The organism is Laedolimicola sp., assembly GCF_051972735.1.
GTDB lineage: Bacteria > Bacillota > Clostridia > Lachnospirales > Lachnospiraceae > Laedolimicola > Laedolimicola intestinihominis.
Map to the genome: position 1 here is coordinate 1 of NZ_JBOKYU010000009.1, position 14,791 is coordinate 14,791.

General features: G+C 51.0%; 15 protein-coding genes. 1 reads left to right on the forward strand and 14 read right to left on the reverse strand.

The features are described from left to right. The 8 genes from ACTRC3_RS03840 to ACTRC3_RS03875 form a co-directional block, all read right to left on the reverse strand. A partial coding sequence (locus ACTRC3_RS03840) for a hypothetical protein (protein ID WP_440321708.1) occupies window positions 1–816 on the reverse strand: 816 nt, incomplete at its 3' end. Window positions 817–1,171: 355 nt separating this feature from the next. Then, a complete protein-coding gene (locus ACTRC3_RS03845) occupies window positions 1,172–2,515 on the reverse strand; it encodes an MATE family efflux transporter (protein ID WP_440321710.1) in 1,344 nt (447 codons plus the stop codon). After that, complete coding sequence (locus ACTRC3_RS03850) at window positions 2,502–2,957, reverse strand: MarR family winged helix-turn-helix transcriptional regulator (protein WP_440321712.1); 456 nt, start codon at window positions 2,955–2,957, stop codon at window positions 2,502–2,504. Before ACTRC3_RS03850 ends, ACTRC3_RS03845 begins: the two co-directional genes overlap by 14 nt. Window positions 2,958–3,148: 191 nt before the next feature. Beyond that, on the reverse strand, window positions 3,149–4,525 hold the full coding sequence (locus ACTRC3_RS03855) for an aminopeptidase (RefSeq protein ID WP_440321714.1): 1,377 nt from the start codon (window positions 4,523–4,525) through the stop codon (window positions 3,149–3,151). Window positions 4,526–4,701: 176 nt separating this feature from the next. Next, complete coding sequence (locus ACTRC3_RS03860; protein ID WP_440321716.1) at window positions 4,702–6,513, reverse strand: ABC-F family ATP-binding cassette domain-containing protein; 1,812 nt, start codon at window positions 6,511–6,513, stop codon at window positions 4,702–4,704. A 20-nt stretch (window positions 6,514–6,533) separates the two neighbouring features. Beyond that, window positions 6,534–8,591: an ATP-dependent DNA helicase RecG gene (gene recG / locus ACTRC3_RS03865; protein ID WP_440321718.1), complete on the reverse strand. Its 2,058-nt coding sequence runs from the start codon at window positions 8,589–8,591 to the stop codon at window positions 6,534–6,536. 3 nt (window positions 8,592–8,594) lie between these two features. Beyond that, window positions 8,595–10,235, reverse strand: a complete 1,641-nt coding sequence (locus ACTRC3_RS03870) for a DAK2 domain-containing protein (protein WP_349163984.1) — start codon at window positions 10,233–10,235, stop codon at window positions 8,595–8,597. A gap of 24 nt (window positions 10,236–10,259) precedes the next feature. Further along, window positions 10,260–10,616, reverse strand: a complete 357-nt coding sequence (locus ACTRC3_RS03875; RefSeq protein ID WP_158362048.1) for an Asp23/Gls24 family envelope stress response protein — start codon at window positions 10,614–10,616, stop codon at window positions 10,260–10,262. Window positions 10,617–10,861: 245 nt separating this feature from the next. On the opposite strand from ACTRC3_RS03875, the gene rpmB reads away from it, so the two are divergent. Further along, window positions 10,862–11,047, forward strand: a complete 186-nt coding sequence (gene rpmB / locus ACTRC3_RS03880) for a 50S ribosomal protein L28 (RefSeq protein WP_158362047.1) — start codon at window positions 10,862–10,864, stop codon at window positions 11,045–11,047. Window positions 11,048–11,131: 84 nt separating this feature from the next. Here the strand turns inward: rpmB and ACTRC3_RS03885 are convergent, their stop codons facing one another. The 6 genes from ACTRC3_RS03885 to ACTRC3_RS03910 all read right to left on the reverse strand — a co-directional run bounded on the left by ACTRC3_RS03885 (window position 11,132) and on the right by ACTRC3_RS03910 (window position 14,713). After that, window positions 11,132–12,061 (reverse strand): TraX family protein, encoded by a 930-nt coding sequence (locus ACTRC3_RS03885; protein WP_440321720.1) that lies wholly within the window; start codon window positions 12,059–12,061, stop codon window positions 11,132–11,134. Window positions 12,062–12,142: 81 nt separating this feature from the next. Then, window positions 12,143–12,304 carry a hypothetical protein gene (locus ACTRC3_RS03890; protein ID WP_178038553.1) on the reverse strand — a complete coding sequence of 54 codons (162 nt, stop codon included), beginning with the start codon at window positions 12,302–12,304 and terminating at the stop codon, window positions 12,143–12,145. 72 nt (window positions 12,305–12,376) lie between these two features. Then, window positions 12,377–12,799 (reverse strand): GerW family sporulation protein, encoded by a 423-nt coding sequence (locus ACTRC3_RS03895; RefSeq protein ID WP_440321722.1) that lies wholly within the window; start codon window positions 12,797–12,799, stop codon window positions 12,377–12,379. 130 nt (window positions 12,800–12,929) lie between these two features. Next, window positions 12,930–13,823, reverse strand: a complete 894-nt coding sequence (locus ACTRC3_RS03900; RefSeq protein ID WP_440321723.1) for a DUF2953 domain-containing protein — start codon at window positions 13,821–13,823, stop codon at window positions 12,930–12,932. Window positions 13,824–13,827: 4 nt separating this feature from the next. Then, window positions 13,828–14,145, reverse strand: coding sequence for a hypothetical protein (locus ACTRC3_RS03905; protein WP_440321725.1), 318 nt, complete (start codon window positions 14,143–14,145; stop codon window positions 13,828–13,830). A gap of 115 nt (window positions 14,146–14,260) precedes the next feature. Then, window positions 14,261–14,713 (reverse strand): NUDIX domain-containing protein, encoded by a 453-nt coding sequence (locus tag ACTRC3_RS03910; RefSeq protein WP_178038557.1) that lies wholly within the window; start codon window positions 14,711–14,713, stop codon window positions 14,261–14,263. Between the last annotated feature and the right edge of the window lie 78 nt (window positions 14,714–14,791).

Sequence of the window (14,791 nt, forward strand, 5' to 3'; positions counted from 1 at the left end):
CTCCACATGCTCGTGGATCTCATACCGTCTCGCTCCGCCGTCGTAAATGATACATTTTTCAAAGAGCGGACTGCACATGGAAAGGGTCTCTCTGCGGAACTCCGGCGCTACGATGCCGCCCTTCCAGTAGAAATCCACATCCGGCAGATTGATGCCGGACACGCCCTTGTCCTGGTAGGTGCTGAAAATACCCTCGTAATAAATGGTAATAAAGCCTTCAAATTCCGGCCAGAACTCCCGGATATCCCGGGTCAGATCCTCCAGGATGTCGATACCCTTGGTTCCGCCGATGGTGAAAATGATAATATTGCGGAGCTTCGCGCCGTGATCCCGGTAGAAATCAGTCACATAGCGGAGACAGTGAATCAACGTCTCGCCGCTGGCAATGATATCGCCGATCATCAGCGTGCTGTCCGGCACCATGGTCAGCTTGCTGTACTTGATCTCCAATCCCGCGATCTCCTCATTTTCAAAAACACGCTCACTGGACAGGAAGCTGATGTCATGAACACGGATGTGCTCCCGGTAGCAGCTCTCCTCCAGCGGATAGTTGAGAGCGCCTCTCAAAATGGAGAGAATATTGGCGGTGGTCACCTTCTTCTGCTCCTTCAGATAATAAAGCATCTGAGATGTGGCGGAAATCAGGCAGTTATACACCTCATAGCCTACAATCTCCGGCGTGTTCAGAAGCTTTCTGGACTCTGCCTCAGATACAATATAGTACTCATTCAGGTAGTTTCCGCCGTCCAGCCGATAACAGGCCACGCCCTGCTCGTCAAATTCCGGCACCAGAACCACATTCTCCCAGTTATTCATTCTTATCTCCTTCGCTTTGCTGTATTTCACGTAACTTTTACGTTATCTTTACACATATCTTAGAATATATTAACGGGTCGGTCGGGTTCCGTCAAGGGGAATCGGGCGGAAATTCGACAATTTTTTTCCAATACAGGGTACTCATTTTTAAACGCCGAACACCTTCGCCGCCTTCTCCATCCGCTCCGCGTCAATGCCCTTCAGAGCCGTGTCATACTGCTCCGCAAACATGGTCTCGATGTCTTCGCTGGCCGGAAGCATATCAAATAGTACAGATAAGATTAATTTGCAAATTCATAAAACATGCACTGAAATACAGAAAACCTGAATTCTGTTAGTTTCGTATAAGCCTATATTAGTGCACTTTCTTCTCTCCCCGCTGCATATACAGATAACACCCGATACAAAGCACGATTCCCACCGCCGTAGAGATCGGCGCGGCGAGACCGATGCGGGTCAGGCTGGCGTCCGGCTGAATGCTCATGTAATAGGACAGAGGCAGGCGGACCAGAAGAGTCTGTATCATGCCCTGGGCCATGACGAAAACGGTTTTGTTGTTGCCATTGAAATAGCCCATCATACTGAACAGGATGGCGGTTCCCAGGGTCTCCGGGGCGAAGCCCTTCAGGTAGTCGTAGGCATGGGCCACGACTGCTACGTCGGTGGTGAAGATCCCGGACAGCAGGTCACCTTTTAAAAGTACGAGGAAGAAGACGCAGCCGCCTACTACCAGACCCACACCCATGCCGGTAAACATGGACTGTTTCGCACGCTTGTGCTTGCCCGCTCCCACATTCTGGGAAACGAAGGAGGCCATGGACTGCATCAGAGCGCTGGGTACCAGCATGGCGAAATTGACGATTTTGCAGGCCACGCCGTAGCCGGAGGAGGCCTCCAGACCCAGACGGTTGATAAAGGCGCAGAGGGCCAGGAAGGAACACTGGGTCATAATCTCCTGAAAAGCCAGCGGAAGTCCGATTTTCAGGAATCTCGGGCACTGGGCGTTCCAACGAAAATCCTCTTTTTTGATGTCAAAGGGCAGTCCACGCTTTACCAGAAGCAGCACCGCAAATACTACGCTGCAGGCCTGCGCCGCCACAGTTGCAATGGCCGCGCCCGCCGCGTCCATACGAAGGCCTGCCACCAGCACCAGATCGCCGACAACATTGATGACACAGGCCACCAGCACAAACAGAAGTGGGGAGCTGCTGTCACCTAAGCCCCGGAAAATGGCCGCCAGCACATTGTAAGCCACGATGAAGAAAATGCCGGCTCCACAGATCCGCACATAGGACGCAGTCAGACTCACTGCCTCCGCAGGCGCCTGCATCAGCACCGCAATGGGTCGCGCCAATCCTACCATAATCAAGAACAGCACTACAGAAATCACAGCGAATACCACAGCGCCTCCGCCGATGGCCGGTCCGATGTACTGGGATCGCTTTTCGCCCAGATACCGGGCAATGAGCACTGTGATACCCATGGCAAGCTGAGTCACTGCAAATGTCACCAGGTTCAGTACCTGGCTGCCGGTGGAAACTGCAGAAAGTCCCGATGTAGAGCCAAAGCGCCCCACCACCAGCAGATCCACCGCGCCGTAAGCCGCCTGCAGAATCAGCGCGCCCAGCACCGGCAGCATAAATGCTACTAATTTCTTTAAAATACTACCCTGTGTAAAATCTGACTTATCGTTTGTCATAGGTCTCTCTCCTCCCGCTCATAATCTGATAAAATTTTTCGACGGTCGCAATCATCGTTTCGGCCTCCTCGTCAGAAATGCTGTCAAAATACGGCAGCAGGCCGCTGAAATATTCCTCGTCGTATTTCTGATGCAGCTTTCTCCCCTTTTCCGTGGCGGTAAGGAAGGTCACCCGGCCGTCGTCCGGCGAAGCCATTTTCTGAAGATAACCCTTTGCTTCCATCTCCTTGACCGTCCGGGTCACGCCGGGTCTTGGAACATTCAGGAATTCACTAAGATCGGAAATCCGGACCTGTTTTTCTTTTTCTTCCAGTTCCTGCATGCAATCCAGATATTGAATATAGGACGGCTGTACGCCCTCCGGCAGTGGGGGAAGCAGATCCCGGGTCCGCTTCGCCATGTAGCAGGCGTCGAACATCTGCTTAATTAATCGGTTGTTCATCTGTATGTCTCCTTGCATTTAGTTACCAATGTTAATTACCATTGATAATTATATGGAAAATCAGATTTTTGTCAAGTATATTTTCGCTGAATTCCGAATTCCGGTAACCGGCCTTTCTATAACCGCATACACAAATCAGGGGATAAGATCACACGCGATCTTATCCCCTGAAGCTTTACTTTCTTCACTTTTTATTGGATAAACGCCTTAAAGGCCAGATAATTCTCATACAGATCCGCCTTGGATACCACCTCCCAGGGCGAGTGCATGGAAATAACCGGAACGCCGATGTCTACGGTGTCGATGTTAAACTTGGCGATGAATTTCGCTACGGTTCCGCCGCCGCCTTCGTCCACCTTGCCCAGCTCCCCGGTCTGCCATACCACGCCGTTCTCGTCGAACAGGTTCCGCAGATATGCAAGAAACTCGGCGTTGGCGTCGTTGGATCCGCTCTTTCCTCTGGCTCCGGTGAACTTCATGATGCCGGCGCCGCAGGACAGGAATACGGAGTTGTTCTTCTCGCAGACCTCCGGGTAATTGGGATCGTAGGCCGCCGTCACATCTGCGGACAGGCACTTGGAATGGGCCCGGATAGCCGCTGAGCTTACGCCGAAGGAGGCTGCCAGCTCGTCGATGAGGTCCGTGAAAATAGCACTCTGCATACCGGTGGTTCCCTCGCTTCCGATCTCTTCTTTATCCGCCAGGACAATCATCACCGTATGTCTGTCAGAGGTCTCATCCAGGCAAGCCTTCCATGCCGGGTAAGCGCAGACCCGATCGTCGTGTCCGTAGCTTCCGAGCAGGGCCCGGTCGAAGCCCACATCTTGGGCCTTGAAGGCCGGAACCATGGACAGCTCAGCGCTCATGAAATCCGCCTCGGTGATACCGTATTTGTCATGCAGCAGGTGCAGCACATTGTTCTTGACGGTTTTCTCATCGTCCTCCGTAGCTGCCGTGTAGGGAATGTTGCCAAACCAGATATTCAGCTGCTCGCCCTCGATGGCGTTGCCAAGAGGCTTCTGATTCTGCTTGGCTGCCAGATGGGGAAGGAGATCGCTGATGTAGAATACCGGATCGCCCTCAGACTCGCCCACCTTCACCTGCACGGTGGCGCCGTCCTTCAACGCCACCACGCCGTGCAGGGCCAGGGGCATGGCCGCCCACTGATATTTGCGCAGGCCCCCGTAGTAATGGGTCTTGCCCAGAGCCACGCCCTCGGACTCATAGAGGGGAAGCTGCTTCAGATCCAGACGGGGACTGTCGATATGAGAGGCGATGATACGGATGCCGTCCTTCGCGATATTCTCAGTGCCCACCTTGATCAGATACATATTTTTCCCGCGGTTGTTGTAATAAATCTTGTCGCCCGCCTTGAGTTTGCGGCCAAAATCAAAAGCCTCGTAGCCTGCTGTCTTCGCAGCCGCCTCCACATAGGCGCAGCACTCCCGCTCCGTCTTTCCTTCGTCCAGGAAGTGCTTGTAGCCCTCAGCGAAATCGAAGATCTCAGTCATCAGGGTCTCATCTGCGGTTTCGTAGACGTTTGTTCTTTTGTAAGTGAGTGAATCCATGTGTGTTCCTTCTTTCTATAACTATATCGTATGCGTATTTTAGGCACATATAGAGATACCTGTATGGTATTTTCTCTTCAACATATAAAACTAAATATACCTTTTATTCATGAACCATTTTTCATTTTAACATGCTTCGAAAAATGTTTCTATCTTTGTTTTTCTCATTACCGCACCTACTGCGCGTCGATCTTTTCTTTTAACTCCGTCAGATACATCCAGCGCTCCATCTTCTCATCCAGCAGGCTCTGTGTCTCTTTCTTCTCCTTTGTAAGCTCCGTCAGGCGACTGTACTGGCTGGCGTGGGCTGCCATCTCTCCGTCCAGCTCCTCGATCTTCGCTTCCAGCGCGGCAATATCGTCCTCGATGGTCTCGAATTCCTTCTGCTCCTTGTAGGTGAATTTCAGCTTCTTCTCGCCCTTGTCCCAGGTAGCCTTCTTTTTACTGCCTGCCTCGGAAGCTCCCGCCGCTTTCGCACCCTTTCCGGATCCGCTTCCCAAGCCCGCGCCTGCGCCGCCATTTTCCCGGGCCAGCGCTTCCATGTAATCCGTGTAGCCTCCCTCATACTGACGGAAATGGCCGTTGCCGTCAAAGGCAAAGATCCGATCCACCACATTGTCCAGGAAATAGCGGTCATGGGAAACGAGAATCACGATGCCGATAAAGGAATTCAGGTAATCCTCCAGGATGGTCAGTGTGGGAATATCCAGCTCATTGCTGACCTCGTCCATGACCAGCACATTGGGGCCTGTCTGCAGGACGCCTAAGAGATACAGCCGCCGCTTTTCGCCACCCGACAGCTTTCCGATGGGCGCGTACTGCATATCCGGCGTAAAAAGAAAGCGTTCCAGCATCTGGGATGCCGTGATCCGACCGTCCCGGGTCGGAATGTACTCGGCGATGTCCTTTACATAGTCGATGACCCGCTGGTTCTCATCCATTTGGGGCAGCTCCTGGGCGAAATAGCCAAGCTTGATGGTTTCGCCCACCTCCACGTCGCCGGTATCCGGCGGAATCTGCCCCGCAATCATTTTCAGTAACGTGGACTTTCCGCAGCCATTTGGGCCAACAAACGCGATAGTCTGATTTTTCAGGAAAATATACGTAAAATCCTCAACGATCTTTCGGCTCTCATATTCCTTAGATACATGATGCAATTCTATGGTCTTTTTGCCCATGCGGGTCTCCACTGAATCCAGCTCCACAGCTTTATCGAAAACCGGGGCCTTACCGGCCCTCAGTGCCTCCAGCCGTTCCAGTCTGGCACGCTGCTTGGTGCTCCGGGCCCGGCAGCCTCTGGCTGCCCATTCAAGCTCCATTCTGAGGACGCTTTGCCGCTTCCGCTCCGTGGCCAGCTCCATTTCTTCCCGCTTCGCCTTCAGCTCCAGGAAGCCGGAATAGTTGGCCTGGTAGCTGTAAAGCTTCCCACGGCTGATTTCCAGAATCCGGTTGGTCACCCGGTCCAGAAAATAACGGTCATGGGTTACCAGGATCACGGTTCCCCGGAATTTCCGAAGATAAGCCTCCAGCCAGCGGATCATCTCCTCATCCAGATGGTTCGTGGGCTCGTCCAGAATCAGAATATCCGCCGGAAGCAGCAGGGTCCGTGCCAGGGCCACCCGCTTCTTCTGCCCGCCGGACAGCGTCTCGATTTGCGCACCCACATCCGGGATGCCTAAGGTGTTCAGCATATTTTTTGCGTCATACTCGGTGACCTCTCCGCCCGCCACATAGGACAGCGCCGTAGACCCATCCGGAAATGTGTTCGCCTGGGACAGAAAGGCCAGCTTTATGCCATTTTGCATAATAACCTGTCCCTGATCAGCCTCCTCGGTACCTGCGATAATCCGAAGCAGGGTCGTCTTGCCCGTGCCGTTGATGCCGATGATCCCGACCTTTTCTCCCTCCTGAATGCCACAGGAGATATCATCGAAAATCCATTTATCTCCGTAAAGCTTGCTTACGTGCTCGATATTTAAAATGTTCATAATACTTCCGTCTTTTCTCCTTACAAACTCATGCGCGCTATTCCTGCCGTCCGGTACTCCAAAAGCTTCTCCTTCAGCCCCTGATGCTCCTCCAGCTTCAGCTCCGGGTCTAATTTTTCGATCTTCGCGGCCTCCTCACTGGCAGCCTGCAGGATCAACGCGTCTGTAAAAATATCTCCAATCTTAAACTCCAGAATTCCACTCTGGCGGATTCCGAACAGGTCGCCCGGTCCCCGAAGCTTCAGGTCTTCTGAAGCGATATAAAAGCCATCATTGGACTTGTTCAGAATCTCCAATCGCTTTTTGGTATCCTTACTGTCGGATCCACTAACGAAAATGCAGTAGGACTGGTGCTTTCCGCGTCCTACACGCCCCCTTAGTTGATGAAGCTGAGCCAGGCCGAAGCGCTCGGCGTTCTCCACCATCATAACTGTGGCGTTGGGAACATTGACTCCCACCTCAATAACGGTTGTAGAGACAAGCACCTGGATTTCGCCTGCCGCGAAGCGCTCCATAATGTCATTCTTCTCGGCGGCTTTCATTTTCCCGTGCAGATATTCAATGGCGATACCGGGAGCCAGCTCCTTTTGCAGCTTTTCCGTATAATCTACCACATTTTCAATCTCGATCTCCGGATTTTCCTCCACCATAGGGCAGATAATGTACACCTGCCGCCCGGCGGCCACTTCCCGCTCGATAAAACGGTAGGCCTTAGGTCGATAACTCTCGTCCACCACACAATTCTTGATGGGCAGACGATTGGCCGGAAGCTCATCGATGACGGAGATATCCAAATCCCCGTAAATGATAATAGCCAGAGTCCGGGGGATCGGCGTGGCGCTCATGACCAACACATGGGGATGAAGTCCCTTACTCGCCAGTGTCTCCCTCTGGCGAACACCAAACCGGTGCTGCTCGTCTGTCACCACCAGTCCCAGACGGGCAAAGCTTACCTTCTCCTGAATCAGCGCATGGGTTCCGAGAATAATCCGCGCCTCACCGCTCTCAATGCGCGCATAAGCCTCCCGTTTCTCCTTGGCCGTCATGGATCCGGTCAGCAGCTCCACGCATACGTCCACGGAAAGCCCGGAAAGCAGCTCCCGGATACTCTCCGCATGCTGTCTTGCCAGCACCTCGGTGGGCGCCATCAGCGCCCCCTGATAGCCGCTCTCCACCGCAGAAAGCAATGCCAGCAGCGCAATGACCGTCTTACCGGATCCCACGTCTCCCTGCACCAGCCGGTTCATGATCGTTTCTCCCTTAAGATCCGCCTGAATCTCATTCCAGACCCGCTTCTGGGCCCCGGTGAGCTCGTAGGGCAGTGATGAAAGCAACTGCTCCACAGACGCTCCCGGATGAATCACGCACTCATTGACCGTATCTTCGGTCTGCTCTTTCATCTGCCGCAGGGCTAAAATAAACAGGAAAAACTCATCAAAGACCAGACGCTTTCTGGCCAACAGCAGATCCTCCCGCTTCACCGGAAAATGGATGGCCCGCAGGGAAAAGTTATATTCCGCTAACTGCTGTTCGTTCCGGATACGCTCCGGCAGATATTCTGTGTCCAGATCCAGTTGCTCAAAAGCCTGGCGCACCGCCTTGGTCACAGTCTTATTGGACAGACCGCCGGTCAGTCCATAGATGGGCTGCATAGTGTCCAGCAGCTTCTCATAGTCCTCCGGCGCGTAAATCTCCGACTGATCCATGGTGGTTCGACCCTTTTTCTTCTGCACCCGTCCCCGGAAGATATAGATGCAGCCAGGCAACAGGCTGTTTCGCAGAAAGGGCATATTAAACCAGGAAAGCTGCAGGTGCAGGCCATTTTCCTCTAAGGACACGGTGGTAATATGATACCTGCCCACTCGCCTGCCATCCGGGATCCGGCGGATAACGCCGGTCACGGCCTGTATCTTATCGGCCTCCAGAGCACCGATTGACACCGGTCTTTCATATACATCATATGTCCTCGGATAATAAGACAAGAGCTCTCCCACCGTGTCTACCCCGACACGGTGAAAGAGCGCAGCTGTCTTTTCTCCAATGCCTTTTAAGGCTGTAATTGGGGAAGCTGTATTCATTTTCTACTCCACAGAAACTACATAATAGTAAATCGGCTGTCCGCCAAAATGAACCTCGATATCGCAGTCCGGATACAGATCGCTTAAATCCTCGCCCAGCTTGTCCGCATCCTCCTTCTTCACGTCCTCGCCGTAGTAAATGCTGATAAGCTCAGAATCCTCATCGATGAGCTCCTTGAACATATCCAGCGTAGTCTGCTCCACATCCTCGCCCACAGCCAGGATCGCGTGGTCGCCGATGCCCATGATATTGCCCTCTTTGATCTCTTTGTCATCGATGTGAGTATCACGCACTGCGTAAGTCACCTGACCGGTCTTCACATTGGCCAGCTCCTCGGTCATGCGGGTCTCGTTCTCCTCTGCACTGGAATCCGGCATGAAATTGATCATGGCCGTAATTCCCTGGGGAACCGTTTTGGTGGGGATAACAATAATATCCTTATCCTCACAAAGCGCCTTTGCCTGATTTGCTGCCAGGATGATGTTCTTATTGTTCGGCAGAATGAAGATATGATCCGCGTTTACCTTTTCAATGGCATTGAGCATATCCTCGGTGCTGGGGTTCATGGTCTGACCGCCCTCGATCAGGTAATCCACGCCGAGACCCTTGAAGATCTCACCAATGCCCTCGCCGATGGATACTGAGATAAAGCCCATCTCCTTTCTCGGCTCTTCTGCCTTCTGCTGAGCCGCAATCTTGGAAGCATCCTTGATGAGCTTCTCCTCATGCTCCTCACGCATATTGTCGATCTTCAGCCGGGACAGGGAACCGTAGGTCAGCGCCTTCTCGATGGCCTGACCCGGATGATTCGTATGTACATGAATCTTTACGATATCATCGTCAGCCACGCACACAATAGAATCACCGATAGACTCCAGGAAAGCCTTAAATTCCATCTCGTCCTTATGCTCAAACTTCTTATCTAATACGATAATAAACTCGGTGCAGTAACCGAACTTGATTTCAGCCTCTGTCTCCGCGCTGATCTTCACCGGAGCGGACTTCGGCGCTTCAAAGGTGTAATCCACCTCTTTTCCCAGATAAGCGTCATAAGCGCCCTTCAGCACCTCCACAAGGCCCTGTCCGCCGGAATCTACCACACCTGCCTCTTTCAGAACCGGTAAGAGATCCGGAGTAGTCGCCAGCACACGCTCCGCCTCTTCAATCACACCTGCAAAGAAGACGTCCAGATCCTCTTCCTCCAGAGCCAGCTCTGCCGCCTTATCAGCCGCGCCTCTGGCCACCGTCAGAATTGTTCCCTCCTTCGGCTTCATAACCGCCTTGTACGCAGTCTCTACTGCTTTCTGGAATGCATTGGAAATGGTCATCACGTCCAGGGTCTCATACCCCTTGATTCCCTTGGTGAAGCCACGAAGCAGCTGGGACAGGATAACGCCGGAGTTTCCGCGCGCTCCTCTTAAGGATCCGGAGGAAATAGCCTTCGCTACTGTCTCCATAGTACGCTCAGACAGGTTGTTGACCTCGGAAGCTGCAGACATGATGGTCAGCGTCATGTTGGTTCCCGTATCGCCATCCGGCACCGGAAATACATTCAGCTCGTTGATCCACTCTTTTTTCGCTTCCAGGTTCTTAGCGCCGCCTAAAAACATCTTTGTAAGCGTGTTTACCTCTATCGTTTTCATAATGTCAAAAAACTCCTCCTGAAATTAATCTATGACCCGAACGCCCTCAACAAAGATGTTGATTTTCTCAATGGTCATTCCGGTGAACTCCTCCACCTTGTACTTTACATTGCTCATCAGATTGTCAGATACAGCGGAAATGCTGACGCCATACGCTACAATTACATGGAAAGAAAGCGTAATCTTATTGTCATTGATCTGTACGTTCACGCCGCGGGTCAGGTTGTCTCCCTTCAGGAGCTTTACCAGTCCATCTTTCATATTTACCATGGCCATTCCAACGATACCGAAGCACTCCACTGCTACGGAACCTGCATATCTGGCAATAACTTCCGGGTCGATCATGACAGCGCCCATCTGCGTATTCATAAGTCCCTTCATTATCATTACCTCCACTCTTATTTTTTATTACATCAAAAAAGCCCATGTCTCTCCTCGCTTATCAGATGACATAGATATAGTGTATTATAACCTGTTTTACCTCGAAAAGAAAGCTATTTTTCATACTTTCTAAAAAATTGTAATATTTTTAAATTTCCACTTGCAAAATATAGTGGCATCTGCTAGAATAACTTATGTTGCGAGCCTATATATAGGTTCACTATCGTTCAAGAGGAGGTGCAAACATGGCAAAGTGTGCAATCTGTGAAAAAGGCGCTCATTTCGGAAACAACGTCAGCCATTCACATAGACGTTCCAACAAGATGTGGAAATCCAATGTTAAGTCTGTAAAGGTTAAGGTTAACGGCGCTGCCAGAAAGATGTATGTATGTACATCCTGTCTGAAGTCCGGAGCAGTTGAGAGAGCTTAAGTTTAAGATTGAGAAATTAGGAGCAGCGTGTGCCGCTCCTTTTTTTGTGTCCCTTTTATAGAAAATAAGAAAGAATCCTGCGTTTTATTTCATAATCACAGCCCCGATGAACCACAGCACATATACATGTACCGGGTAGAATATGTAGTAAAAATACTTCCGGAACTGCGGTGACAGCTTGTCCCGCTTCCGCTTCTTCTTACAAAAGCCAAGCTTTTCATTGCAGCCGAGCACCAACGGCAGGGCAAAGATCATCATCCACTGAAAATCATTATGGAACATATGGGACAGATCAAAAATCGGACGGAAAGATGCTCCCCAGAGCACCAGCCCCGTCATAATCTCCATCAGAGCCACCAGCACATCATGACCCACCAGGGAAAACAATCTTCCCCAGAGACCAAAGGCGGAATTTACAAAGAATACAAGAAAGATACCCAGGTATCCGAGAATCATCCGCTTCTTACTCTTGTCCTCCTTCGTAAAATAGAATAGCACGCCAATCAGCACATACATCAGCGCTCCCTCGCAGGTCAGCGCGCTTCCAAGCAGAGCCGAACCGAAATTCAATACTGCATAGGGCACTTCCACAATTTCATAGAGTCCGGCCCATACACCCGCGACAGCCACCTGATAAAAAATGTATGTGAACCAGATTTTCAATCTCCGCTTCGGATGGCGATTCGCGTATTCAATCAGATCCACCAGAAAAGCAGACGCAAATAAAGTCGCGAACATATTGGTGGTGACGGCGGTGACCAGGCCGGTCTTCTGTGCCACAACGGACATGAGCAGGTTAAAGGCCGCCATGGCTACGCTGGCGATGTAGAGCCGCCGGAAATACGCTTTCTTATCACTGGTTTTCGTAAGGCTCCATGCCATACAGTAAAAGAACAGCGGCGCGGACAGCTTTCCGAGCCACTGCAGAAACACCGGCATACCCGAAATCAGCGATCCGATATACCCCAGCACCATGGTCACAAGCGCTATCCGCTTCAATGTAGTTACAGACATTTTCTATCTCCCTTTATCGTTATTGTTCACTCCGTTCTCAATAACACGCTCCGCGGGACAGTGCATGTGAACAATAATCTTTTATCTTCCGCATTTTCCTCCGGACGAGAACAGATTATACCCGACAATCATCAGGGAAAAGGCCGCCAGCGCCCGCACAAACCAGCCGTTGACCGGCATAAAAAAGGTGGTGAGGATTCCGACGCCTATCCAGAACATCACAAAACCAAGCAGCTGTTTCATAACGGCTCCCGGCATATTATTTCTTATTCTATTCTATGTCCTTTTTTTTGAAATGTGTATCCTGGTAGCCGATTACTCTGCCTTTGGAGCTGCCTCCGGCTCGTCCTTTTCGATTACGTCTACTGCGTCCTGGATGGCGTCTGCCACCGGACTCTCATTCTTTGTGCCGCCTGATGCAAACTTATTCACGAAATCCGGAACCATGTCGAGAATCTTCGTTACAGTATCCTGATTCTTTACATTGACCAGCTTGGTGACGCCATTCGAGATTACCAGAATAGCGCTGGGGGAAATCTTCGCTCCCATACCGCCGCCTGCGTTCTGCTTCTTATCGCCCGCGAAGGCTCCGGCTCCCACGCCGAAGGATACGTCTACCAGCGGCAGAATGATGGTATCGCCGATGGTAACTGCGTCGCCGACTACGGTTTTTGTAGTGATAAAGCTGTCCATGCCCTTGAACAGGGACTCTACGGTGGTATCAAATGTATTATTCATAAGAAAGCCTCCTTATTATATCTTCTATGATTATAAATTTTTATCGCGATTTTGCACTGTCCAAACCACCTGCGCCTGTTGTGCGTAAAAAGGTGCAGCGTGATTCAGGATGCTTTGTCATATCGGCACGTCAGGTCACCATTCGGTATACAAAACGAACATTTTTGTCCCGGTACAGCCTCCAGGCAATCTGCGCGACGGTCAGCAGCCGGATGCGGCCCTTCAGATACAGCTCACCCTCCAGCACAGTCTCCTGAAAATCAGGGACTACCTTCACATTATCCATGAAAAGAGGATAAAATATACTGATGCCGCCCAGAATTTCTCCGGTCAGCGCCGGGTCGTCCGTTCCAAAACGCAGGTCACCCCGTACTTTGTTCGGAAGCAGTTTCACCAGAAAACCTTTCAGTTGGCTCCAGGCAAGACTGAGTGCCGCCTTTGTGCGGTCGTCCGTGGCAAAGCGTTTCATTCGTTTTATTTTAACATAGAACCGGTGTAATGTATATTTAAGATTTTTTAATTTTTTCGGAATAGAGCTTAAGCAGCGCCAGATAGTTTTCAGGAAGCCCGCAAGCGTTCTCAGAAAAACGGTAATTTTCCCGAAAATTCCGAGATTCCGCTGTTTGCGGGCGGGCCACGGCTCCAGTTCTTCTGTTTCCTCTTCTACGGGCTCTATGCAGATCTCCTGCTCTGCCGCCTTCCCCGCGTGCTCCTCTGCGTCCGCGAAAACTTCTTTCATCCCATCCTCTATCTCTTTTTCATCCGCCAGAAAATCCTTCACGGTAAAAATAAGTACCTTCAGCTTCGCCGACAGTTCCCCGTTCCGAAAGCTCACCGGTACCCGTACCAGCTGAAGTAGCCAGTGCACCCTTGCTTCCACGAAAAATTCCTCTTTCTTTTTCAGATGGGCCTCGTACCGAATCGGCACCAAAAGAAGCAATGCCAGAATCAGCAAAGCCAGTCCCAGCACCACTGCAAGTATGAGCAGTATGATTTTCAAGATAATCCAGATTATATGCAGCATACTGTCAGTTCTCCGTCCTGCCAAAATACTCACGCACGGCGAAGCCGCCGGTCTTCCGATAGATGTCCTCTACCATCCGCTGTACCAGCTCCAGGGCCTCCTCGTAACCCGACGCGATACCCACCACGAAAAGATCCTGCTTATAAAAGGCCGACTGCTTCAGATGGGCCGCGTGAAAAATATCAAAAAGATTCTCCGGATTGGAAGCCAGGGTGATCAGATAGATGCTGACCATCCCCATACCACGGTTGGCTTTTCTTATAATCTTATCCTTTTTTTTCGCCGTTTTGTCAGTCAGATAAAGATTTTCCGCCCACTGCATTCCGAAATCCTCTCCAGACAACAGTCTGTCCGCTCTGCGCTTACGCTATTGTCCTAAATTCGAAAAATGAGGGTATCGAAACCTATCCGCGACACCCTCTTTCCTCTCGTTTCTTCTAAAAATACTTTTTATTGCCCCAGAGATTACTCTTTTTCAGATCCAGATACTCATTGTAGGCCCGCTCCAGAATCTGCTTCTCATTGGAAAACTTCAGCAGATGGTAGGCCTCGTGATACTTATAATATCCCGAATCCACAAAATACTCCTCGCGCTGTGGTTTACTGTAATAATTGTCCGCCATCATCAGATACCAGTGAACGTCCTTCTCTACCGTGTCCTCCGGCACCGTGAAGGAATACTGGCTCTTGCCAATATACTTGATAATCGCGGCATCTACGCCCGTTTCCTCGCGCACTTCTCTTAACGCCGTCTCCTTGTACTCTTCTCCCGGCTCTACAGTCCCCTTCGGCAATACCCAGCCCTCATAACGGTTCTTGTAATTCTTGTACAAAAGCAGGATCTTACCTCGAAATATTACCACACCGCCACAACTGGTTGCTTCAATCATTGCAAAACCTCCTGTCCTGGTGTGTTCAAAAACTAGGTATAGTATAGCGCTTTTTGGGAGATTTGACAAGCGTTTGTT

Coding starts and splice junctions, on each gene's coding strand:
- ACTRC3_RS03910 (WP_178038557.1), bottom strand. CDS start 14,713: ATGATTGAAGCAACCAGTTGTGGCGGTGTGGTAATATTTCGAGGTAAG.
- ACTRC3_RS03905 (WP_440321725.1), bottom strand. CDS start 14,145: ATGCAGTGGGCGGAAAATCTTTATCTGACTGACAAAACGGCGAAAAAA.
- ACTRC3_RS03875 (WP_158362048.1), bottom strand. CDS start 10,616: ATGAAGGGACTTATGAATACGCAGATGGGCGCTGTCATGATCGACCCG.
- ACTRC3_RS03900 (WP_440321723.1), bottom strand. CDS start 13,823: ATGCTGCATATAATCTGGATTATCTTGAAAATCATACTGCTCATACTT.
- rpmB (WP_158362047.1), top strand. CDS start 10,862: ATGGCAAAGTGTGCAATCTGTGAAAAAGGCGCTCATTTCGGAAACAAC.
- ACTRC3_RS03850 (WP_440321712.1), bottom strand. CDS start 2,957: ATGAACAACCGATTAATTAAGCAGATGTTCGACGCCTGCTACATGGCG.
- ACTRC3_RS03855 (WP_440321714.1), bottom strand. CDS start 4,525: ATGGATTCACTCACTTACAAAAGAACAAACGTCTACGAAACCGCAGAT.
- ACTRC3_RS03870 (WP_349163984.1), bottom strand. CDS start 10,235: ATGAAAACGATAGAGGTAAACACGCTTACAAAGATGTTTTTAGGCGGC.
- ACTRC3_RS03895 (WP_440321722.1), bottom strand. CDS start 12,799: ATGAATAATACATTTGATACCACCGTAGAGTCCCTGTTCAAGGGCATG.
- ACTRC3_RS03860 (WP_440321716.1), bottom strand. CDS start 6,513: ATGAACATTTTAAATATCGAGCACGTAAGCAAGCTTTACGGAGATAAA.
- ACTRC3_RS03890 (WP_178038553.1), bottom strand. CDS start 12,304: ATGAAACAGCTGCTTGGTTTTGTGATGTTCTGGATAGGCGTCGGAATC.
- ACTRC3_RS03885 (WP_440321720.1), bottom strand. CDS start 12,061: ATGTCTGTAACTACATTGAAGCGGATAGCGCTTGTGACCATGGTGCTG.
- recG (WP_440321718.1), bottom strand. CDS start 8,591: ATGAATACAGCTTCCCCAATTACAGCCTTAAAAGGCATTGGAGAAAAG.
- ACTRC3_RS03845 (WP_440321710.1), bottom strand. CDS start 2,515: ATGACAAACGATAAGTCAGATTTTACACAGGGTAGTATTTTAAAGAAA.